Source organism: Mesorhizobium sp. W067 (assembly GCF_054719525.1).
Genome location: NZ_JBTTII010000001.1, coordinates 3512994 through 3533415, shown reverse-complemented (window position 1 = coordinate 3533415; position 20422 = coordinate 3512994). Strand labels below are relative to the sequence as shown.

Here is a 20422-nt window from a genome sequence, read left to right as displayed (position 1 = left end):
GTGGGGAGGGGATGACGTCTCTGCCCTGTCGGCGGCGTCGGCGTTTCGGAAACCTGCAATTCCAGACCACCCCGGCCGGTTTGCCGGTGTGGCCTTGAATTCGAAATCCGCGCACCGCGCTGCCCTGGTTTGGGTTCATTCCCCTGGCGCCCGTCGTTTATCTCTTCAGGTTGACAAGGACATCCATGAGGTCGGAACCGGTCTGGAACACTTTCGAGTTAGCGGTGTAGCTGCGCTGCGCCGCGATCATGTTGGTCAATTCCTCGGCGATATCGACGTTGGAATTTTCCAACGCGCCGGAGATGATGCTGCCGAGCTTGCCTTCATTGGCGAAGCCGATGCGCACGGTGCCGGAGTCGGTGGACTGCGCATAGACATTGCCAGGCAGTGCGGTGAGGTTGTCGGCGCTCTGGACGTCGGCCAGTGGGATCTTGAACAGCGGCTTGGTCGAGCCGTCCTGATACTGGGCGTAAATGACTCCGTCCTCGCCGATCTGGATCTTTTCGATCGTGCTGGGCGCGTTGCCGTTGACCTTGGCTTCGGAGACCGTGAAGCCGGTGCCGAGCTGAGTCAGCTTGGACAAATCGAGGTCGAGCGACGCACCGCCCGGTACGGGGATCGTTATGCTGTCGACCGCGCCGGTTAGCTTGCCGGTGGTGGTGTCGAAGGTCAGGTTGGCCGTGGCCAGCGCGCCGCCCGTATAGGGGAAGGATGTGCCCGGCGTCGCCTGGGACTGGTCGAACACAGAGACCGACCAGGCGCCGGTGCCGGTGTTGGTGAAATAGACGTCGAGCAGCTTCTTGTTGCCGAGATTGTCGTAGGTGACCATCGAGGACTTCGACGTGTATTCGGCGGTCGGGCTGTTGGTGGAAGGCAGCGGACCGGCGGGCGGCGTGGCGCCAGCCGGCAGATTGGCGTTGAAATTGCCTGTGGTGCTGGGCGTCGCCGTCATTTCCTGGTCGGAGATCTGGACCGGAACCAGCCCTTCGAAGCCGTTGGCGGTGGCTGCCGGCGTGCCGTTGGCGTAGCTGTATGCCATCAGCTGGTAGCCGGCGGCGTTGACCAGCCTGCCCTGAGCGTCGGGAACGAATGCGCCGGCGCGGGTGAGGAAAGGCGTTCCGCTGGGGTCCTGGACGACGAAGAAACCGTTGCCGTTGACCGCAAGGTCGGAAACCGAGGTCGTGTACTGCAGCACGCCCTGAGCGCTGATGGCCGAGCGGATGGTGGTGTTGACGCCGCCGGAATTATAGGCGCCGCCGACCTGCGGCATGATCAGCGTCGAAAACTCGGCCGAGGATCGCTTGTAGCCGGTGGTGTCGGAATTGGCGATGTTGTCGGCTGTCGCCGAAAGGCGGTTGGCCTGCGCGTTCATGCCGGAAACGCCGGTCCGCATCATTCCGTAAAGGCTCATCGAACGTCTCCTCAATGCCCAACATCGTTGGGCCCATCTGTGGTCGCGAGGATATAATTTCTGTCTTGCGCGAGGCTGGCGCAGACCGCCATCAGAACACCAGCCGGTAGCCAAGGAAGCGCTTGGAATCTATCGGGTCCTGGCCGAGCTTTTCGCGCAGCTTCTTGCGCAATTTGGAGATGTGGCTCTCGACGACGTTCTCCTCGACCTCTTCGTCGAAGATGCCGTAGATGGCGTTGAAGACCTGGGTCTTGGTGACGCGGCGTCCGCGGTTGCTCGCCAGATATTCGAGGATGCGGCGCTCGCGACGCGGCAGAGGCAACGGCTGGCCATCGATCTCGGGATCGCGGCCGTCCATGAAGATGCGCATGGCGCCGATCTCGGTATAGCTGACGTCCTCATGGGCGCGGCGGCGGATGGCGGTGATGCGGGCCAGGATCTCCCGGATATGGACCGGCTTGCGGATGACGTCGTCGACACCGCTCTCGAACAGCCGCAGCGTATTCTCGAGCGAGTGCTGTTCGCTCAGCGCAATGACCGGAGCGCCGGTGCGGTCGCGGATCTGGCGTGGCGAGATGGCGCCTTCGCGGCAGTCGCCGATGAGGAAGGCTCGGACCGATCGCAAATCCGTGTCGGCGGCCGATGTCACCCACTCGCCGAATTCGCCGGACGCGAAGCCTGCACAGGCGACGCCCTCACGATCGAAAAGTGAATTATAGCCTTCAGTTACGAGCTCACGCTCGTCAACGATTACAATCATCGGCCCCGCCTCCGAATCAGATCATCTGCCCCGTGGGAAGAGCCGTAACCGGTGCCGGGAATCCTGAACAACCATCATTTCTTGTAGCTATTTTCTTGGGAGTTATTTCGAGTTTCGAAATAACCGCAATCAGGAGGTTGTATCGTTGGTTGCCGAACGGGTGACGTGGCACGTCACCCGCCGGGCGTGGATTTGCAGCCGTTCGCAAGAGATGGTTCACCTAATGGTTGCAAAAGTTGCGGGCGTTCGGGGTCCATTTGCCGAAGCCGGTGGCGACCATATTGGCGATGACGCGGCAGACGTAGAATTTCTGCGCGGGGTCATTGTCGGGGCCGGCGTGGTAGCGGGCGACGGCCATCGACCAGCTGACATGACGCGCATGCAGGCTGGCCAGGAAGCGGGGCATAGTCGACATTCTGGCGCGGGTCCAGCATGTCGTCGACGCTGCGGAAATGCGCGGCGTGATAGTGATGGTTGATCTGCATGCAGCCGAGATCGATGAGTGTCTTGCCCTCGCGCCGGGCTGCTTCGAAGGCGGCCAGGGCCTCAGTGCGGTTCCTTGGAAATACCGCTTTCCCCTGTATATTCAGCGCATTAGGTTGCAAGCTACCCTTCTTTCCGGTCTCGGTCAGCCCGACCGCATAGAGGATGCCGGCGGGCACGCCATAGCGGTCGGCGGCACGCAAAATCTCGGGCTCGCAAAGGTTGGTGGCGGCGGTGGCCGGCTTGGTGGCGAGGCTAGATAAACATATCGTCGCCAGCGCGCTCGCGAGCAGGCGCGCCAGCGGGGCCGAATTCCTGGGCATCGTCATTGCGGTTTCTTCCCGACTGGTGGCCGCCCGAACCCGTATTGTTGCCGCTCGAGTTTCCGGGCTGAAAAGCGGACTGGTCGCGGCCTTGCGGCATTGGCAGCGAGTTCGCTGCATCGCTGCGAACCCCTGCGTGGACTGCTATCGAAGGTTGCAGGATGGTGACCTTGTCGACATCGAAGCCGAGCCCGCGCAACGACTTCACGATGGCGTCGCTATCGGTGGCGAGACGGCGGTAAGCCTCATGGGTTTCGGGCTTCAATTCTATCGAAAGTTGTTCTCCGGAAAGCCTCAGACTGGCGGTGACCATGCCGAGCTCTGCCGGGTGAAGCTCGATCTTCAATATATGTGTCGGAACGGCAACAGAACCGGCCGTCTGGGCGGTCGTCGACGGCGTCGAGACCGCTTGCCGCAAGCCGTTGTCCGAAGCCAGCGCGTCGATAAGCGCCGAAGTCGTCTGGTTCATCGGACTTTGCGCCGGGGCCGGGAAACTCTGCTCGGCGACAATGTCGACGCGCGCAGCGGATGGCGCCTGTTTCCCCGGTGTGGACGATGCCGCGGAATGGGCTCCATCGACGGCCTTCGCCGACGGCGCGGACCGTTTTGCCTCGGGTGCCGAAACGTCGCTTGCCGTCTGGTCCGCCGATAGAGGAGGCGTCGGACCATCCTGATGCGGCAGTTTGCCGGACTGGAGCCCGATCGCGGGCAGCTTTTGCCTCTGATCCCGTGCTGATACGCTGGTACCGGTCTTGGCCCGTTCGGATCGCGTCGTCGTGTCGAGTCTGTCGTCAATGCCGGAAGCTGCGCGGTGTCTCTTCAGAGGCGACGTCTGTGCAGAAATGGCCTCGCCAGCGGGCGCCGGTTGCCCAGTCTGTCCATTCGTCGCGATGCCGTTCCCGCTTGTCCGGACCGTTGAGAAATGCCTGATATCGTGCAGCGCCAGCACCAATGGCAAATGATCCTGCAGCGGTCCTGCATCCGCGTCTCGTCCGGCCACTTCAGCGTCGTTGGATGGTTTGTCCGGGCCACTATCGGCATGTTCTTTTGCGGCCTTGCCGGCAGCGGATTTCGTCCCCGTTTTGCCAGACTGGGTGTGTGGGATTTCGCTTTTGCCGGGACCGGCAGGGCTGCGTTTGGCCCAATGCAGCTCGTGCGACGCGGCCTCAATTGCTCCCTGGCCTATCGGTGTCGGCGCATCGTCGTCGCCGCGCACCATGTCGCCGAAGCTTTTGTCGCCACCTTTGGCGTTTGAGGCCGACTGCTTCGATCCGGCGTGCGCGGGAGCCGGCAGGGCCTGGCCAACATTGGTGGTCATTTCGGGGCTGCTCCAAGCATCTGGTCGATCAAATCGAGCTGGTGACGCGTCCTCGCCATGGCGGCGTCGGTGGGATCGGTAGGCTCTACTGCGGCGGGGGCCGGCACCGATGCCGGCACGACCGGAGCCGCATCGCTGGCCGAGGCGACTGCAGGCGTTTCCGCCGCCTTTGCCTCTGGCGTGCTCGGTGCCTGCGCGGCCGGCTCACTTGCCGCCTTCGGTTGGTCGGTTGCGGGCTGTTCACTCGACGTTGTGGCGGCTGGCTGTTCCGGCATCGCGCCTTCGACCGGCGGCAGCTCTGGCTCGTCGGGTCTTTCCACGGCAGCGGTCTTGACCGGCTCCTGCCTGGCCGCGGCAGGTGCGGGCTTTTCGGCAGGCAGCGGCGCCGGCGGGGCGATGACTTCACCCGCCACCGCCTGCGCGGCATCGAGCAGGTCGCGGTCGCTTTGCGAAAGCTGGTTGCGATCGATCTTGTCCAGCTTGGCGCGGACCTCGCCGATGGTGCCGGACGTTACCGTGGACAGGCTGGAATAGAGCTGGGCGCGCGGATCGTCCTGATTGTGGATGCCGTCGCGGCCCCGTTCAGCCCTGGCCGAGGCAAAGGCGGAGAGATCGGCAAAGCCGTCGATCGCGGCGCGGCGGGCGATGCGCAGATAGATCACCTTCTCGCGTTCTGGATCCATCATTGCGGTGATGTCGGCGAGCTTGTCCTGGCTGATCGCCATGTGCAGCGTGATGACGCCGGAGACGAAGGCGTCGGCGAACTGGCTGGCATAGGGCGAATAGAGGTAGTCTTCGACATATTGGGTTGAGGCAAGCGCGAAACGCGCACCGTCGCCTTGCGCGGCGGCGATGCCGACCGAGCGGCGCAGCGCTGCTTCCTCGACCAGCGTGCCGGGGCTGAGCAGGCGAGCATCATCGAGCAGCGCAAGCGCGCTGACCGGTTGCTCGGTGGCGAGAAGCGAGCCCTTGACCAGCGCCAGAAAGGCACCGACATCGGCGGGCAGGGTCATCGGATCGATCGGCTTCAGCGCCTCGATCGCAGCCGCCTGCCGGCCGTTCAGATAATCGACAATGCCCTTGGCGATGGTCAGGCTTTGCGGGTCGGTCTTGGCGCGCGACACCGCCGCCTCGACGGTGACGGGGTTGCCGCCACTCATGCCATAGACCAGCAAGGCGCGAAAATTCTTCGGGTCGCTGAAATCATCTGCGTCCGCCGCGCGCAGCCTTGTGTCGGCCATTTCGAGCAGCTTGGCCTGCATCGGCAGCGCGGCGTGATCGCCGGCGGCGATGCGGTCCTGCACAAGCTGCAGCGAGCGCACCAGCTGATAGGGCTGCAAGCCGTCCTCGGCGAAGGCCGATGGCGGATGGACAGCGCTCAGCAGCAGCAGCCCGACGGCGCGGCCGATGATGGCGGCGCGCCTCATCCGTCGGTCGCCATCAGGATTTCGATGCGGCGGTTCGCGGCCGCCATCGGGTCGGCTGCGATTTTCGGCTCGCGATCGGCGAAGCCGGCGACCTCGGTGATGCGGCGCTCGTCGACGCCGCCGCGCACCAGCATGTAATAGGCGGAATGGGCGCGCGCCGTGGACAGCCGCCAATTGTCGTAAGTGTCGCTGCGGAACGGCCGCGCGTCGGTGTGGCCGTTGATGCTGATCGTGCCTTTCTGCTCGTTGACGATGCGGCCGATCTTTTCCATCGCCAGCACCAGTTCACGCCTAGGCACCGCCGATCCGATCTCGAACATGCCGAAATCGAACTGGTCCGTGATCGAAATGACGACACCCTTGTCGGTGGCTTCGACGGAGACGCCATTATGCAATTTGTCGCCTGGCTTGAAGGCCTCGGCCAGTTCCTGCTTGACCTGCGCCGCGGCTCTAACAGTGGCGGCCGTCGGCGCTTTTTCCGCGGCTTCGGGTTTGGGTGCGGGTTGTGCTTCGGCGGCTTCGGCCTTTGCAATTTCGGCCTTCGCTGCTTCAGCCTTGGCCTCTGCTTTGGCTTCAGCCTTGGTCAGCGGCTTATCGGAAACGGATTTCGCCAGCGGCTCGAGCGGCGCCGCGGCCACTGGCGGCGCGGCCGGCACGGCCTTCACCTCCGCCACTTGCGTCTGTGCCGCCTTGTCACCCGGCTTCAGCGGATCGCCTTCGATCTTGGTGCGTTCGGCGGTGGCTTCGGCGCCTGGTGCAGCCACCTGCTGCGACCAGAAATCCGGCGCGAACGGGTCGCGGTAGGATTGGCCACCGGATGCGCCGGTAGCCGGGCCGGACGCCTGCGCGCCGCCATCGCCCTTCTCGCTGACATTTTGCATGACGCCGGTGTCGGTGGCGATTTCCGACAGCACCGCATAGGGATCGGCAAACAGATGCTCGTCGGAAAGATCGGTCTTCGGCGCCGGTTCCTTCGATTGCTTCTTGTCCGAGGTGCCGGCGCCGCCGATGCCGTCCTGTCCGGCCTTGCTGGTCTTGTCCCGCGGGTCGTCCGCCGTCAGCCCGACCTTGCTCGGGCCATCGCCGAGGTCTTCGAGGCCCTTGCGGCTGGCGTTGCGATCGACCAGCTTGACCGGATTGAAGTAGCTGGCAACGGCCGCCTTGGTCTGCTCGTTAGCGGCGTTGATCAGCCACATGACGAGGAAGAAGCACATCATGGCGGTCATGAAATCGGCAAAGGCAATCTTCCAGACGCCGCCATGGTGGGCGTCGTCGTGGTCGTCGTGATTGCGCCGCACGATGATGATCTCGTGCCTGGCGTCTGCGGCCTCGACAACGCTCATGACGTCCACTCGTTCATAATAGGGCCCCCGCTCATGACAGGGCCTCCGACAAGGCGGCCGACCATTCGGCAATGCGGGTTTCGAACACCGCCTCGTCAATGGCGACGGTAAGGTCGAAGCCGGGCGCCTCGATGAAATCGAGATTGGCCGCGCGTGGGCCGAGCGAAGCCTTCAGCGTCTCGAACAATGACAGCGGTCCGCGCACGGCGATGCGCACCGCCTCGCTGTCGCCGACGGCTTCGCGGATCGTGCCGGCAAGGGCTCCCAGCGAACGCTTCTGCAGATCGTCGCTGACAAGGCCGCCAATGATGCGCGCAATGGTGGCGCCGACGAGGTCGCTGACCTTGGCCTCCATGATCTCGATACGGGCAGTGACGACCGCGCCGAGATCGCCGCCGAAACTTTCCAGAAAGGCCTTTGCTTCATCGGCGTTGGCTTGGCTCTGCGCCTCGAGCGCTGCCTGGTGGGCGATGGCAAGGCGGGCTTCAAGGGCGGCTTCGGCATCGATGACCGCTTCGGCGATCAGCGCGCCGATGTCGGCCTGCGGCGCCGACGTCTCCGGCCTTGGCTCGGCCATGGCCGCGAGCGAGGGCTGGCCGGCACGCTGGCTGCGTGCGCCGAAATCCGGCAAAAGGTCGAAAAGCGCTGCCGAGGCCATGGTCTATACCGCTGCTTCCTGGGCCGCCCATTTGCGCAGGATCTGCGCGGTGCGCTCCTCATTGATGTCGACCATGCGGGCAAGCCGCTCCTGCGGCGCCGGCCTGATCTTCTGGCGAAGATCATCGAGTGGAGTCGGGCCGGGGCGGCTGCCGGGCAAGGCAGCCGGCGCCGGTTCGGCGCTGGCGGCTTCGGGTGTCGGCAGTGAACGCTGGACGTCGTCGAAGCTCGGACCGGCAAGTGCCGGCGTCGGCCGCGCGCTCAGCGCGGCGGCCATTGGCCTCAGGCCGAAGAAGGCGACCAGGAACACCACGACGATGAACGCGCCGGCGTTGATCATCGTACCGGCATGGGTTCCGATCGACGCCATTATGCCCGGCTGTTCGACCGGCTCGCCGTCCAGCCCGTCGATGAACTCGACCGCCGAGACATCGATGATGTCGCCGCGCTTGTCGTCGAAGCCGGTGGCTGAGGCGACCATTTTCTGGATGTCGGCGACGCGCTTGGCGATCTGTTCGGGTGTGGCGTCCTTGCCGAGGATGGTCATCAGCCGCTGCTGGTTGACGACGACGGCGATCGACATCTTGGTGACGGAATAGCCGTTGGAGACTGTGGCGATCTTCTTGGAGTTGATCTCGTAATTGGTGATCTCCTCCTTGCGATCATTCTCCGATGACGTCTGCGGACCATCGGTGCTGGTCGCCTGGGTCTCGGGCAGGTTCTGCTCGACGGTGGCCGGGGTCGAGGCCTGCCTCTGATTGCTGTTTTCGTTGGCGCGCACGGACTGCACGGAACGCTCCACGCGCGACTCCGGATCGAAGATTGTCTCTTCGGTCTGGCGGGTGTCGGTATTGACGTCGGCTTTGACGCTGGCGCGGAAATTGTCGGGGCCGAGATAAGGCGTCAGCGCGCGGCGGATGTTGTCGCCGATCTGCGCCTCGACGGTCTGCTCGACGCCGAGCGTGCGGGCAGCACTTGTGTTGGAGGGATCGTCGCCGGCGGCGAGAAGGTTGCCGTTGGAATCGAGCACGGTAACCTTGTCGGCCGACAGGCCCGGCACGGCGGCGGCGACGAGATGGCGGATCGACATGGCGCTCTTTTCGGCGTCGATGCCGGAATAGCGGATGACCACCGAGGCGGAGGGTTGCTGTTCGTCGCGGCGGAAATTGGCGCGCTCGGACATGACGATGTGAACGCGGGCGGCCTTGATGCCGGATATCGACTGGATGGTGCGGGCGATCTCGCCTTCCAGGGCGCGCACGCGGGTGATCTGCTGCATGAAGGAGGTCAGGCCAAGAGAACCGACATTGTCGAACAGTTCGTAGCCGGCATTGGCGCTGGTCGGCAGGCCCTTTTCGGCGAGCAGCATGCGCGCCTGCGCGGTGGTGCCGGCCGGCACCAGCACGGAGGTGCCGTCGGAGCCGACGTCGAAGCCGATGCCGGCTTCGCCGAGCACCAGGCCGATCTGGTTCACGTCGGAGCGATCGAGCCCGACATAGAGCGTCTCATAGGCCGGGCGGTTGAGATAGACCGAGCCGATGCCGATGACGGCCATCACCAATGCGGCAATACCGGCCAGCATGGCAAGGCGCCTGACGCCAAATGCCCTGAGATTCGAGATGATGCTCTGGATCTGTTGCGGCACGATTCAAGCGCTCCCAGCATGATATTCCGTGGGAACACTAGACCGCGAAGCTTGTGCGAAGATGATAGAGCATGTCGCCCGGAAGTGTGCAGCGGTTCCGGGTCAACGACATGCGTCAAAACACAGCCACAAAGCGAAAGGGCCGCGCTGTTGGCGCGGCCCTTATTCAAGGAAGAGAAAGCCGGGTCAGGCTTACTGCTTGAACAGCGCCAGGATCGACTGCGAGTTGCCGTTGGCGATCGACAGCGACTGGATGCCGAGCTGCTGCTGGACCTGGAGGGCCTGCAGCCGCGTGGATTCCTTGTTCATGTCGGCGTCGACCAGCGCGCCGACGCCCTTGTCGATGGAGTCCGAGAGGTTCGACAGGAAGCTCTTCTGGGTGTCGATGCGCGACTTGGCGGCGCCGAGATAGGCGGCACCCGTGGACAGCTTGGCAAGCGCCGTTTCAACGGCGCCGAGTGCGGTGTCGATGGCCGCCGGGAGGACCTGGGTGGTGCTGGGATCGAAGAAGGTCGTCGCCAGCAGAGCGCCGACGATGCCGCCAGTGCCAGGAAGATCGAGAACCTGCGTGTCGGCCGCCTTGACGTCGATGGTGTCGATGGCGACGGTCGTGCCGGTGCGGTTATAGGACGCGACGATCTTCAGGTCGGAGGTCGCAGCAGCGTCGTTCTGCAGCAGGTTCGAGCCGGCATAGGAGGCGTTGGTAACCGACGACTTGATCTGGTCCTGGATGGCCTTGATTTCGGTCGCGATCTTCTGCTGGTCGTCCTTGCTGGCGCTGCGTGCAGTGACCAGCTTGGCCTTGATCAGGTCGACCTGGTCCTTGATGTCGGTGATGGCGGTGTAGGCGGTATCGACCTTGCCGGCGCCGAGGCCAAGCGCGTCCTGAACGGCCGAAAGCGCCTTGTTGTCGGACTTCATCGTGGTGGCGATCGACCAGTAGGCGGCGTTGTCGCTGGCGGTGGCGACGCGGTAGCCGGTCGAAATGCGTGACTGGGTGGTTTCAAGCTGCTTGTTGGTGTTGTTCAGGCTCTGCAGCGCGGTCAGAGCCGAAGCGTTCGTCATGATGCTAGCCAAGATATTTACCCCTTTTCAAACACTGGCGTGTCCCGAACACGCCGGATCAACTTCATCAAGGGGGTAGGCATAAGCCCATCGACCGTATGGTCTGCCCGCCATGGAATGGTTAACCATGACTACCGGGATATGGTTAACGGCCTGTTAAACCAAGCCATTCAGGGCGCTGGCCAAGAGCAAAAATCGGCAGCCATTTAGCAAGACAATCAACAGCCGCAAAAAGAAATCGGGCCGCGCTGTTGGCGCGGCCCGACGGATGGTGTCAGTCGTAATGTCGAGAGATCAGCCGCGGAAGAGCGACAGGATCGACTGCGAGTTGCCGTTGGCGATCGACAGCGCCTGGATGCCGAGCTGCTGCTGGACCTGGAGGGCCTGCAGACGGGTCGATTCCTTATTCATGTCGGCGTCGACCAGAGCGCCGACGCCCTTGTCGATCGAGTCCGACAGGTTCGACAGGAAGCTCTTCTGGGTGTCAATGCGCGACTTGGCGGCGCCGAGCGAGGCAGCGCCGGTGGACAGCTTGGCAAGCGCGGTTTCAACAGTGCCGAGCGCGGTGTCGATGGCGGCGGGGGTAACCGCCGTGGTGCTCGGGTCGAAGAAGGCAGCGGCGAGCAGGCCGCCGACGATGCCGCCCGTGCCGGCGACATCGAGAACCTGCGTATCGGCAGCCTTGACGTCGATGGTGTCGATGGTGACGGTCGCGCCGGTACGGTTGTAAGCCGCAACGATCTTCAGGTCGGACGCAGCGGCAGCGTCGTTCTGCAGCAGGTTCGAGCCGGCGAAGTTGGCGTTGGCGACCGAGGACTTGATCTGCGCCTGGATGGCGTTGATTTCGGTCGCGATCTTCTGCTGGTCTTCCTTCGAGGCGCTGCGGGCAGTGACCAGCTTGGTCTTGATCAGGTCGACCTGGTCCTTGACGTCGTTGATGGCGGTGTAGGCGGTGTCAACCTTGCCGGCGCCGAGGCCGAGGGCGTCCTGCACGGCCGAGTTGGCCTTGTTGTCGGACTTCATCGAGGTCGCGATCGACCAGTAAGCGGCGTTGTCGGAAGCGGTGGCAACGCGGTAGCCGGTCGAGATGCGGGCCTGCGTCTGCTCGAGGGATTTGTTGGTGTTGTTCAGGCTCTGCAGCGCGGTCAGCGCCGAGGCGTTCGTCATGATACTGGACATGGCTACTCGTACCTTGATTTTTACAGGGTGTTTTTGACATACCGGCTTTTCCGGTATGACGGAGCGGCATCATGCCAATGATCGTGAGACCCGATCACCCGCCATCTGCGAGCAATATGCGGGCAAGTCCCTACCAAAGGGCTAAACGGGACGGTTAACCGGAAATATATTGCATAAAATTTTAGCAAGGCGCCAAGGGCGCGCGGACGGTCAGGTGAAGGAGCGCACCAGGCTGCCGACAAGCAGGTTCCAGCCGTCGATGAGGACGAAGAACAGGATCTTGAAGGGCAGCGAAACGACGGTCGGCGGCAGCATCATCATGCCCATGGCCATGGTGATGGTGGCGACGATCAGGTCGATGACGAGGAACGGCAGCACGATCAGGAAGCCGATCTCGAAGCCGCGGCGGATTTCGGAGATCATGAAGGCCGGCACCAGGATGCGCAGGTCGACGGTGTCCCTGGCAACGACCTGGCCGCGTTCGCGGGCGAGATCGGCGAACAGGTCGAAGTCCTTGTCGCGGACATTGTGCAGCATGAAGGTGCGGAACGGGTCCGAAATCTTTTCGAACGCCTCGGTCTGGCTGATCTGGTTGTCCATCAGCGGCTTGACGCCGGTGTTCCAGGCCTGGTCGAAGGTCGGCGCCATGACGTAGAAGGTCATGAACAGCGACAGCGAGATCAGGATCAGATTGGCCGGCGTCGACTGCAGGCCGATGCCGGCGCGCAGGATCGAGAAGGCGATGACGAAGCGGGTGAAGCTCGTCACCATGATCAACAGGCCCGGCGCCACCGACAGCACGGTGAGCAGACCGAACATCTGGATGATATAGCCGACGGTGGCGCCGTCGGCCTTGCCGATGCCGCCGAGATCGAGCTGCTGGGCGGCGGCGACAGAGGTGGTGGCGACGACGATCGCGGCGGCGAGGACGAGTTTTCTCATTCGAGCAGCAATGTCCTGATCAGAACCTGTTTGGCATGGCCACCGCTGCGGATTGCGGCGCGCTCCTCGAGGTCGGCTTTCAAATGCTGGTAGCCGCTGGCACCTTCGATCTGATGCATCTTCAGGGTGCGGACCATGGCCAGCAGGTCCTGGTGAATGCTTTCGGTGAGTTCGGGCGGCTGCGGCGCATCGTAGATCACTGACGCTTCCAACCTTATCCAGGTGTCGGCAGGCGAAGCCAGATTGGTGGTGATCGGCGCCAGCTGGACAAGCGTCGGCCCGGTGCCGGGAGCATGTTCGGCCGCCTTGCTCGGTTGCTCGGCATTGGACTGGTTCTCCGGTGCGGCGGGCACAGGCACCGGTCCCCCGACGCCCTTCAGATAGCCGCCGGACATCCAGCCCATGCCGATCGCGGCGCCCGTCACCGCCAGCAGCATCGCAAGCTGGATGACAAGCGACGGGCCCTTTTTTTGCTGAACCTGTTCGACATTTGCCACGGCGCCGTTCTCCAGTCCTAAAAGGGGAGGACTTGGTCGAGGATCTGCTGACCGTAAGCGGGCTGCTGAATTTCGCTGACGCGGCCGCGGCCGCCATAGGAGATGCGCGCCTCGGCGATGCGTTCATAAGAGATGGTGTTTTCAGCGCCGATATCGGATGGACGCACCATGCCGGCGATGGTCAGCACCCTGAGCTCGTAATTGACGCGCACCTCCTGTGAGCCGCGGATCATCAGATTGCCGTTGGGCAGGACTTCGGTGACGACGGCGGCGACGTTGAGCTCGAGGTTCTCCGAGCGCTTGATTTCGCCGTCCGCATTGGTTTCGGTGGTGGAGCTCAGCCCCGCGTCGCCCTTGCCGCTGGTGGTGGCACCTTCCCATCCGAGGTTGACGTCATAGCCGAGCTTGCGCCCGGCGGTGCGGCTGCGGTCGTTCTGGTTCTTGAAGTTGGCCTTGTCGTTGAGCTTGATCCTGACGGTGAGGATGTCGCCGTCGCGCAGCGCGCGTGGGTCGGTGAACAACCGGCTCTGGCGATCATCCCACAGCGAGAATTTCTTCACTGGCGCGGGTGGCGTTTCGGGATAGGAGTAGGGCGCATTGACGCTGCCGGTAATGCCGGTGCCAACCGGCGACAGCGCCGGCTCCCTGCCGATCTCCCTGGGGTCGGAGGCGCAGCCGGCAAGTGAAGCGGTGGCGACCAGGGCGAGTATATGCGACTTCATGACGGGTCTATCCTTCGCGCCGCGCTGGCCATAATGCCGGTGAGCGTGGCTGCCGCCTTCTGGTCCATTTCGTTGAGAATGACGCCGGCCTTGCGCGAATCGAGTTTCATCAGGATGGCGGCGGCGAGATCGGTGTTGACCATGGCCAGGCGCTCGGCCGCGGCATCCGGTTTCATGCCGGCATAGATCTTGACGACGCCATCCTCGGCGCGGGCCAGGAAAACTTCACGCCGCTTCAGCCATTGCTCGTATTCGGCGCGCTTGTCGTCCAGCGCCTTCATGCGCTGGTCGATGCCAGCCTGCAACTGCTTCAACTCTTCGGCCTGCAGCGCGTAACGGCGGTCGCGGGCGGCGTCGGCGATGTTGGAGCAGAAGCGCTGGATCTCGCTTTCATCGGGCACCTTCTCGCGGACCAGCTGCTGCACTGCCGCCGGCTGTTGCCCGCCAGGAAGAACCTGCCGCACCGCTTCTTCCGCGCGAACAGTGCCGCCGGCAAGGACGGTGGCGGCGATGACGCAAGCTGCCAAGGCTGCGCTTCGGCGGTGCTGCTTTTGGGAAAAGAAATCGATCATCGGCATGGCCTATTGGAGAACCAGATCGGCCTGCAAAGCGCCGGCCGACTTGATGCCTTGCAAAATGGCAATGATGCCGTCCGGCTTGACGCCGAGACGGTTGAGGCCCGACACCAGCGTTTCGAGGTTCGGTCCGTCGAGCACATTGACGCGGGCGTCAGGCCGCGTGGCATCGATGGTGGTGAAGGGTTCCTCCGCTGTCACGCCCTTGGAGAACGGTTCCGGCTGGACGATCTTCGGCTGTTCGGTGATGCGCACGGTGAGCGTGCCGTGGCTGATCGCCACCCGCGAGATCTTGACCTCGTTGCCGATGACGATGGTGCCGGTGCGTTCGTCGATGACGACGCGTGCCGGCGTGTCGGTCTCGACCACCAAATTCTCGATCTCGGCGTAGAAGCGCGCCGCCGAAACATTCTTCGGCCGCCTGATCTGCACGGTACGTGCATCGCGCTCCGCCGCCACGCGCATGCCGAAGCGTTGCGAGGTGTAGCCGTTGATGGCGTCGGCGATGCGGACGGCAGTGGAGAAATCGGGGTTGCGCAATTGCAAGGTGAGCAGCGCCTGGTCCTCGAATTCGGCGCGCACAGTGCGCTCGACGATGGCGCCGTTGGGCACGCGGCCGGCCGTCGGCACGCCCTGCGTCAGCTTTTCGGCATCGCCTTGGGCAGTGAAGCCGGAAACGATGACCGAGCCTTGCCCGACAGCATAGATCTCGCCATCGGCCGCCTTCAGTGGCGTCATTATCAGCGTGCCGCCGGCAAGCGATGTGGCGTCGCCCATGGAGGAGACGTCGATGTCGATGCGGGCCCCAGACTGCACGTAAGGCGGCATGTTGGCGGTGACGATGACGGCGGCGACGTTCTTGGCCCGCGCGCTGCCACCTTCGGTGGCAATGCCGAGATTTTCGAGCATGGCGCGGATCGACTGTTCGGTGAAGGGCGAATTGCGCAGGCTGTCGCCCGATCCGGCGAGGCCGATGACGAGGCCGTAGCCGACGAGCTGGTTGTCGCGCGAAGCCTGCAGCTGCGCAATGTCCTTGATGCGCGATGCGACCTGGCCGGGTGGCAGAGAGCTTGGGCCGTTGGAGACCCTGAACATGCGGTTGGTGGTGGCCGGATCGTATTCGGGATCGACAAAGGCGCCGCCATTCTGGCCGGCAAGATCGCGCTTTTGCTTCGGCGTAAGACCGTCGGCCAGCGCCGGCTGCAGGCCGACAACGGCCGCGAGCAGAAGGGCAGCTCCGCGTCTCATGACGCGCTGACCCGGATGGTGCCGTCAGCCATCACCGTGCCGGAAAAGATCTTGCCGCTGTCTGTGTTGCGGACCTTTATCAAATCGCCGGCGGCACCCGGCTGCAGCGACACCGCCGTGGCCGAAATGGTGAGGTCGCCCGCGATGAAATAGACCTGCACGGCGGCACCCTGTTCGACCAGCCAGGCGTCGCGGATGGCGGCGACCGGGATATAGCGGCCGGGCAGCAGCGTGCGCTTGGCGACCTTGCCCTGGAGTTCCATGGCCCGCGTGGCGACCGCATCTGGCCTGTGCTTGCCGGGGAGCAGCGTCACCGGTTTCAGCACGCCGGTGTCGATCATCTCGCCGGGATAAATGACCCGGTTGGGGATCAGAACGATCTCGCCGGTTGCCTGACTGCTCGCGACCTGAGTGGTGGTCTGCTGGTCTGCGCTCTCCTGGGCAAACGCCGGCCCACCGCCGGCCACCAGCGCCAGGATCAGCGCGGTGCGGCAAAGCGCGGAGCGGAAGGCCGGAGAGACCATCAAATCTTACCTGATGTTCTTGGACACGACGGAGGCCATGTCGTCGGCGGCCTGGATGACCTTGGAGTTCATCTCATAGGCGCGCTGCGCCGAGATCAGCTCGGTGATTTCCTTGACCGGATCGACGTTGGAGGCCTCGAGATAACCCTGCTCGACCGAGGCGAAGCCGGGATCGCCGGGCACGCCGACATTGGCCGGGCCGGAGGCCGGCGTCTCCTGGAACAGATTGTCGCCGAGCGGCGCGAGGCCTGCTTCATTGGCGAAGTTGGCGAGCTGCAGCTGGCCCAGCAGCTGGAGGTCGGTCTGGCCGTCGATGCGGGCAAAGACCTGGCCGGTCTTGTTGACGACAACTTCGATGGCATCGGTCGGCACGGTGATGGCCGGGATGACATTGGCGCCGTCGACGGTCACCAGCTGGCCGGTGGCGTTGGTGTTGAAGGCGCCGGCGCGGCTGTAGAGCGTGCCGCCGTCGCCGCCCTCGATCTGGAACCAGCCGCGGCCCGTCAGCGCCATGTCGAAACTGTTGCCGGTCGAGGTCAGTTCGCCCTGCGTATGGACGTTGCGCACCGCCGTCGTCTTGACGCCGAGGCCGATCGACACGCCTTCCGGCACAAGCGATGAATTGGAGCGGTTGGGCACGCCCTGCGTGCGGTCGACCTGGTAGAGCAGGTCGGAGAATTCGGCGCGCGCGCGCTTGTAGCCGGTGGTGTTGATGTTGGCGATGTTGTTGGCGATGACTTCCAGATTTGTCTGCTGGGCATTCATGCCGGTCGCTGCGATGGCGAGTGCTTTCACGGCAAGTTCTCCTCAGATGCCCATACGGCTGATTTCGAGATAGGCGGAGACGACCTTGTCGCGAATGGCGATCGTGGTCTGCAGGGCCTGCTGGGCGCTCATGACGGCGTCGACGACCTGGCGGGTGTCGGCGTCGCCCCTCAGCGCCTGGATCGACACCTGCTCGGCATTCTGCAAGGTGTTGACGGTCTTTGAAGCAGCCTGGCTCAGCGCTTCGGCGAAGGTGGTGCCGATTTCGCTGCCGGCCATCGGCGCCCTGATGCCCTGGAACAGGTCGGTCGTGGTATCGGCGCCACCGATCTCCGGCTTGAGGGGAAGCGATCCGATACCGCCAATGCCGCTGATCATTACTGGTTCCTCATCAGGTCGATGGTCATGGAGATCAGATCACGCGCCTGCTTGATGACCTGAAGGTTGGCTTCGTAGGAGCGGTTGGCCTCGCTCATGTCGGCCATCTCGACCAGCACGTTTACATTGGGCATCTTGACGTAGCCCTTGTCGTCGGCGGCCTCGTTGCCGGGCTGGAATTCGACGGGAAAGTCGCTGGGGTCGCGGTCGATGGAGTTGACCTCAACTGTCGTGCCACCCGAGGCACGGTCGAGTTCCGAGGCGAAACTGATGGTCTTGCGGCGATAGGGGTCGGCGCCCGGGGTGTTGCCGGTCGACTGCGCGTTGGCGAGATTTTCCGAAACGACGCGCAAACGGTCAGACTGGGCGCTGAGGCCGGACGCGGCGATCTTGAGGGCTGAGGTCAAGGCGTCCATTGTCAGCTCTTTACCGCCATCATCATCATCGAATGGAAGGCCTTGACGATCGCGGTGTTGAGCTCGAAGGAGCGGCGGACCTCGCCGGCCTTCATCAGTTCGTTCTCGACCACCACCGTGTTCTTCGAGGGCATGATGGCGCCGGTCGTCTCTTCTGGCTTGACCGTGAAGCCGGCATTAGTGGCGGCAGTGCCGAGGTGGCCTGCCTGGGTGGCGGTCAGCGACACTGCCGTGCGGTCGAGCACCTTCTCGAACGGCTCGACATCGCCGGCGGTGTAGCCGGGCGTGTTGACGTTGGCGATGTTGCCGGCAATTGCGGACTGGCGCACCGACAGCCATTGCGACTGCTTGGCGGCGAGATCGAAAAGGTTGATGGGCTCCATGGGGATCTCCAGGCTGGTACGTACAAGACTAGGCTGCCAGTCTTGCGCGGACCTTGCGCGGGCCAGGCGTAAGCCGGTGTGCCGCTATTTGGAGAGTTCGATCACCTGGTCGGTGCTGGTGACCATGACCCACTTGCCGCCGCGTTGCTCGATCGACGAGACGACGCTGGAGTCGGGCAGCTTCGAGCCGCGCTGGACGATCCACAGGCCGGCATCGTCCTCGATCATGGCGCGGCCATTGGCGACATGAACCATGCGAAATTTGGGATCCGCCGGGAAGGGCTGCTCGTCGACGCCGGGAGGCTGGGTCTTGTCCTCGGGGTCCTGCAGCGTGCCGGTGGCGAACAGGTCGACATCGGGAACATCGTTTGCCGTCAGCGGCTGACCGCTGTTTTCCATCTGCGAACCGCCGCTGACCCGCCCTGCATTGGTGCCGCTGCCGCCGAACTTGATCGCCTGCACGCCGAACTGGTCCTGATTGAAGAAGATATACCAGGGAAACAGCGCGCAGATCAGGCCGAGCGTGATGCCGAGCGCGGCAAAGACGATATCGCTGCGGCGGTCGGATTTCTTGTCGAGCCTGGGATATTGCGGCCTTGGCGGCTGCGGCCATTCGGTGACCGGGAACAGCCCGTCGAGAAGCGAGTCGCGACTGGTCTCGATAGCTTCTTTGGGGCCGGCGCGAGGGGTCCTTGGCAATTCAGGCTTGACGACGCTGGGCAAGGCAGGCTCGGCCAAGCGAGGCACAGTGGACTCGACTACGCTGGCTACCCTGGGCAAGAATGGCCTGGCGGCCCTGGCCAGAATGGCCTCAGCCTTGGCGGCCTTGTCGAGATCGGCCTTTGCCCTGACAGCTCTCGCTTCGTTGGCCCGGGCTTCTTCCGCGGCACTGGCCTCTGCGATCATCTCGCGCAAAAGCCGCTCGGTGTACTGAAGCTCAGTCTCCTGCATCGACACTTTGCTTGCCTTTCAGATGACGGGCGAGGTCGGAGAATGCGTCGCTCGAGGCGCGATCCCTGGGCGACTGCGTCAGCGCCTCGTAGATCAGCGGCACCTGGCGCACGGCAATATCGAGCTCGGCGTCGGCGCCGCCCTGATAGGCACCGAGCAGGCGGATGTCGCGGGTGTCCTCGAAGCGCGAGATCATCGATTTCAGCCTGGTCACCAGCATGCGTTGCTCGGGGCTCCATGCCTTGTCGGCGAGGCGCGAGATCGACGACAGCGGATTGACCGGGGGGTAGCGGCCCTGTTCGGCAATGGCGCGGTCGAGCACGACATGGCCGTCGAGGATGCCGCGTACCGAATCGGCAACCGGGTCGTTGTGGTCATCGCCGTCGACCAGCACCGAGATGATGGCAGTGATCGATCCCTGTCCTTTGATACCGGGGCCTTCAGCGCCAGGTCCGGCGCGTTCGAGCAGCTTCGGCAGGTCGGTGAAAACCGAAGCGGGATAGCCCCGGGCGACCGGCGGCTCGCCGGTGCCGGTCGCCACCTCGCGCAGCGCATGGGCAAAGCGGGTAATCGAATCCAGCACCAGCAGCACGCGATGGCCCTGGTCGCGAAAATGTTCGGCAACGCGCATGGCGGTATCCGGCGCGCGCCGGCGCATCATGGCGCTCTCGTCACTGGTGGCGACGACGGCGACCGTCTTGGCCATGCTCTCTGCGCCGATCGTGTCTTCGAGGAATTCGCGTACCTCGCGGCCGCGCTCGCCGATCAGCGCCACGACCACGGTGTCGAAGGCGTCGGCGCCGGCCAGCATGGCGAGCAGCGTCGACTTGCCGACGCCGGAACCGGCAAAGACGCCGAGGCGCTGGCCGAGGCAGAGCGGCGTGAAGATGTCGACGACCTTGACCCCGGTCGTGAAGGCGGTGCCGACGCGCTGCCGCGCCATGGCGCCGGGCGTTGTGCCGTCGCCGCTCGCAGCCTCGCCGATCCTGATCAGCGGCGGACCGCCGTCGATGACGCGGGTCAGCGCGTCGATGGCGCGCCCGCGCCACGAAGCATGCGGCGTTACCGTCAGCGGGCCGCGGCGAAACACGGCGTCGCCGATGCCGGCGTCGGCGCTGCGTTCGAAGGGGGCGATGACGACTTCGTCGCGGCCGATCCTGACGATCTCGCCGCGGCGCGTGCCGGCATTGCCGCGCTGTTCGACGAGGTCGCCAAGCCTGGCGACTTCAGACAGGCCGCGCACCTTGTAATGCGTTGGCGAAACCTCCGAAACACGGCCGCCGCGCCGCAGCAACGTCTCGGTGTCATCGAAGCGGCGCCAGATCCGCTCCAGCGCAGCCAGCCGGTTTTCCGGTGCTGTCTCCGGTTGCCGTTCAAGCGCGCGTATCGATGATTTGCTGCTCGACATGC

General features: G+C 64.1%; 21 protein-coding genes and 1 pseudogene. All 22 read right to left on the bottom strand.

The window, feature by feature from the left end:
- Nucleotides 1-157: 157 nt before the first annotated feature.
- On the bottom strand, nt 158-1411 hold the full coding sequence (locus tag ACYG97_RS17200) for a flagellar hook protein FlgE (protein WP_023671890.1): 1254 nt from the start codon (nt 1409-1411) through the stop codon (nt 158-160).
- A gap of 91 nt (nt 1412-1502) precedes the next feature.
- Nucleotides 1503-2171: a response regulator transcription factor gene (locus tag ACYG97_RS17195; RefSeq protein ID WP_023683295.1), complete on the bottom strand. Its 669-nt coding sequence runs from the start codon at nt 2169-2171 to the stop codon at nt 1503-1505.
- A gap of 220 nt (nt 2172-2391) precedes the next feature.
- Nucleotides 2392-2977: pseudogene (locus ACYG97_RS17190) on the bottom strand (transglycosylase SLT domain-containing protein).
- Complete coding sequence (gene fliK, locus ACYG97_RS17185; RefSeq protein ID WP_460221600.1) at nt 2910-4196, bottom strand: flagellar hook-length control protein FliK; 1287 nt, start codon at nt 4194-4196, stop codon at nt 2910-2912. The pseudogene ACYG97_RS17190 and the gene fliK overlap by 68 nt, the downstream one beginning before the upstream one ends.
- 95 nt (nt 4197-4291) lie before the next feature.
- Nucleotides 4292-5722, bottom strand: coding sequence for a chemotaxis protein (locus tag ACYG97_RS17180; protein WP_023733441.1), 1431 nt, complete (start codon nt 5720-5722; stop codon nt 4292-4294).
- Nucleotides 5719-7065, bottom strand: coding sequence for a MotB family protein (locus ACYG97_RS17175; protein ID WP_023733440.1), 1347 nt, complete (start codon nt 7063-7065; stop codon nt 5719-5721). The genes ACYG97_RS17180 and ACYG97_RS17175 overlap by 4 nt, the downstream gene beginning before the upstream one ends.
- A 31-nt stretch (nt 7066-7096) precedes the next feature.
- Complete coding sequence (locus ACYG97_RS17170) at nt 7097-7723, bottom strand: hypothetical protein (RefSeq protein ID WP_023733439.1); 627 nt, start codon at nt 7721-7723, stop codon at nt 7097-7099.
- Between the two features lie 3 nt (nt 7724-7726).
- On the bottom strand, nt 7727-9367 hold the full coding sequence (gene fliF / locus ACYG97_RS17165; protein ID WP_023733438.1) for a flagellar basal-body MS-ring/collar protein FliF: 1641 nt from the start codon (nt 9365-9367) through the stop codon (nt 7727-7729).
- A gap of 192 nt (nt 9368-9559) precedes the next feature.
- Nucleotides 9560-10444, bottom strand: a complete 885-nt coding sequence (locus ACYG97_RS17160) for a flagellin N-terminal helical domain-containing protein (protein WP_023683302.1) — start codon at nt 10442-10444, stop codon at nt 9560-9562.
- Nucleotides 10445-10726: 282 nt separating this feature from the next.
- Nucleotides 10727-11611, bottom strand: a complete 885-nt coding sequence (locus ACYG97_RS17155; protein WP_023683303.1) for a flagellin N-terminal helical domain-containing protein — start codon at nt 11609-11611, stop codon at nt 10727-10729.
- Between the two features lie 210 nt (nt 11612-11821).
- Entirely contained in the window at nt 11822-12553 is a 732-nt protein-coding gene (gene fliP, locus ACYG97_RS17150) for a flagellar type III secretion system pore protein FliP (protein WP_023817295.1), read from the bottom strand.
- Complete coding sequence (locus ACYG97_RS17145; RefSeq protein WP_023733437.1) at nt 12550-13050, bottom strand: flagellar basal body-associated FliL family protein; 501 nt, start codon at nt 13048-13050, stop codon at nt 12550-12552. The genes fliP and ACYG97_RS17145 overlap by 4 nt, the downstream gene beginning before the upstream one ends.
- A 17-nt stretch (nt 13051-13067) precedes the next feature.
- Nucleotides 13068-13772 carry a flagellar basal body L-ring protein FlgH gene (gene flgH, locus ACYG97_RS17140; protein WP_023673654.1) on the bottom strand — a complete coding sequence of 235 codons (705 nt, stop codon included), beginning with the start codon at nt 13770-13772 and terminating at the stop codon, nt 13068-13070.
- Nucleotides 13769-14350, bottom strand: coding sequence for a MotE family protein (locus ACYG97_RS17135; RefSeq protein WP_031192939.1), 582 nt, complete (start codon nt 14348-14350; stop codon nt 13769-13771). Before ACYG97_RS17135 ends, flgH begins: the two co-directional genes overlap by 4 nt.
- Before the next feature lie 3 nt (nt 14351-14353).
- Nucleotides 14354-15595 carry a flagellar basal body P-ring protein FlgI gene (locus tag ACYG97_RS17130; protein ID WP_023673652.1) on the bottom strand — a complete coding sequence of 414 codons (1242 nt, stop codon included), beginning with the start codon at nt 15593-15595 and terminating at the stop codon, nt 14354-14356.
- Complete coding sequence (flgA, locus tag ACYG97_RS17125; protein WP_023733435.1) at nt 15592-16119, bottom strand: flagellar basal body P-ring formation chaperone FlgA; 528 nt, start codon at nt 16117-16119, stop codon at nt 15592-15594. The genes ACYG97_RS17130 and flgA overlap by 4 nt, the downstream gene beginning before the upstream one ends.
- A gap of 6 nt (nt 16120-16125) precedes the next feature.
- The gene (gene flgG / locus ACYG97_RS17120; protein WP_023673650.1) at nt 16126-16914 is read right to left on the bottom strand and encodes a flagellar basal-body rod protein FlgG; all 789 of its coding nucleotides are present in this window, start codon (nt 16912-16914) and stop codon (nt 16126-16128) included.
- 12 nt (nt 16915-16926) lie between these two features.
- Nucleotides 16927-17262 (bottom strand): flagellar hook-basal body complex protein FliE, encoded by a 336-nt coding sequence (locus tag ACYG97_RS17115; protein ID WP_023733434.1) that lies wholly within the window; start codon nt 17260-17262, stop codon nt 16927-16929.
- Nucleotides 17262-17678, bottom strand: coding sequence for a flagellar basal body rod protein FlgC (gene flgC, locus ACYG97_RS17110; RefSeq protein WP_023733433.1), 417 nt, complete (start codon nt 17676-17678; stop codon nt 17262-17264). Before flgC ends, ACYG97_RS17115 begins: the two co-directional genes overlap by 1 nt.
- Before the next feature lie 2 nt (nt 17679-17680).
- Nucleotides 17681-18061, bottom strand: coding sequence for a flagellar basal body rod protein FlgB (gene flgB / locus ACYG97_RS17105; RefSeq protein ID WP_023691724.1), 381 nt, complete (start codon nt 18059-18061; stop codon nt 17681-17683).
- 84 nt (nt 18062-18145) lie between these two features.
- Nucleotides 18146-19012: a hypothetical protein gene (locus ACYG97_RS17100; RefSeq protein ID WP_031249020.1), complete on the bottom strand. Its 867-nt coding sequence runs from the start codon at nt 19010-19012 to the stop codon at nt 18146-18148.
- A complete protein-coding gene (gene fliI, locus ACYG97_RS17095; RefSeq protein WP_023733431.1) occupies nt 18999-20420 on the bottom strand; it encodes a flagellar protein export ATPase FliI in 1422 nt (473 codons plus the stop codon). Before fliI ends, ACYG97_RS17100 begins: the two co-directional genes overlap by 14 nt.
- Nucleotides 20421-20422 lie beyond the last annotated feature (2 nt).

Coding starts and splice junctions, on each gene's coding strand:
- ACYG97_RS17100 (WP_031249020.1), bottom strand. CDS start 19,012: ATGCAGGAGACTGAGCTTCAGTACACCGAGCGGCTTTTGCGCGAGATG.
- flgC (WP_023733433.1), bottom strand. CDS start 17,678: ATGGACGCCTTGACCTCAGCCCTCAAGATCGCCGCGTCCGGCCTCAGC.
- fliK (WP_460221600.1), bottom strand. CDS start 4,196: ATGGTGCGCGGCGACGACGATGCGCCGACACCGATAGGCCAGGGAGCA.
- ACYG97_RS17180 (WP_023733441.1), bottom strand. CDS start 5,722: ATGAGGCGCGCCGCCATCATCGGCCGCGCCGTCGGGCTGCTGCTGCTG.
- flgA (WP_023733435.1), bottom strand. CDS start 16,119: ATGGTCTCTCCGGCCTTCCGCTCCGCGCTTTGCCGCACCGCGCTGATC.
- ACYG97_RS17200 (WP_023671890.1), bottom strand. CDS start 1,411: ATGAGCCTTTACGGAATGATGCGGACCGGCGTTTCCGGCATGAACGCG.
- fliI (WP_023733431.1), bottom strand. CDS start 20,420: ATGTCGAGCAGCAAATCATCGATACGCGCGCTTGAACGGCAACCGGAG.
- ACYG97_RS17175 (WP_023733440.1), bottom strand. CDS start 7,065: ATGAGCGTTGTCGAGGCCGCAGACGCCAGGCACGAGATCATCATCGTG.
- ACYG97_RS17115 (WP_023733434.1), bottom strand. CDS start 17,262: ATGATCAGCGGCATTGGCGGTATCGGATCGCTTCCCCTCAAGCCGGAG.
- flgH (WP_023673654.1), bottom strand. CDS start 13,772: ATGAAGTCGCATATACTCGCCCTGGTCGCCACCGCTTCACTTGCCGGC.
- ACYG97_RS17195 (WP_023683295.1), bottom strand. CDS start 2,171: ATGATTGTAATCGTTGACGAGCGTGAGCTCGTAACTGAAGGCTATAAT.
- ACYG97_RS17135 (WP_031192939.1), bottom strand. CDS start 14,350: ATGCCGATGATCGATTTCTTTTCCCAAAAGCAGCACCGCCGAAGCGCA.
- ACYG97_RS17130 (WP_023673652.1), bottom strand. CDS start 15,595: ATGAGACGCGGAGCTGCCCTTCTGCTCGCGGCCGTTGTCGGCCTGCAG.
- ACYG97_RS17155 (WP_023683303.1), bottom strand. CDS start 11,611: ATGTCCAGTATCATGACGAACGCCTCGGCGCTGACCGCGCTGCAGAGC.
- flgB (WP_023691724.1), bottom strand. CDS start 18,061: ATGGAGCCCATCAACCTTTTCGATCTCGCCGCCAAGCAGTCGCAATGG.
- ACYG97_RS17170 (WP_023733439.1), bottom strand. CDS start 7,723: ATGGCCTCGGCAGCGCTTTTCGACCTTTTGCCGGATTTCGGCGCACGC.
- fliP (WP_023817295.1), bottom strand. CDS start 12,553: ATGAGAAAACTCGTCCTCGCCGCCGCGATCGTCGTCGCCACCACCTCT.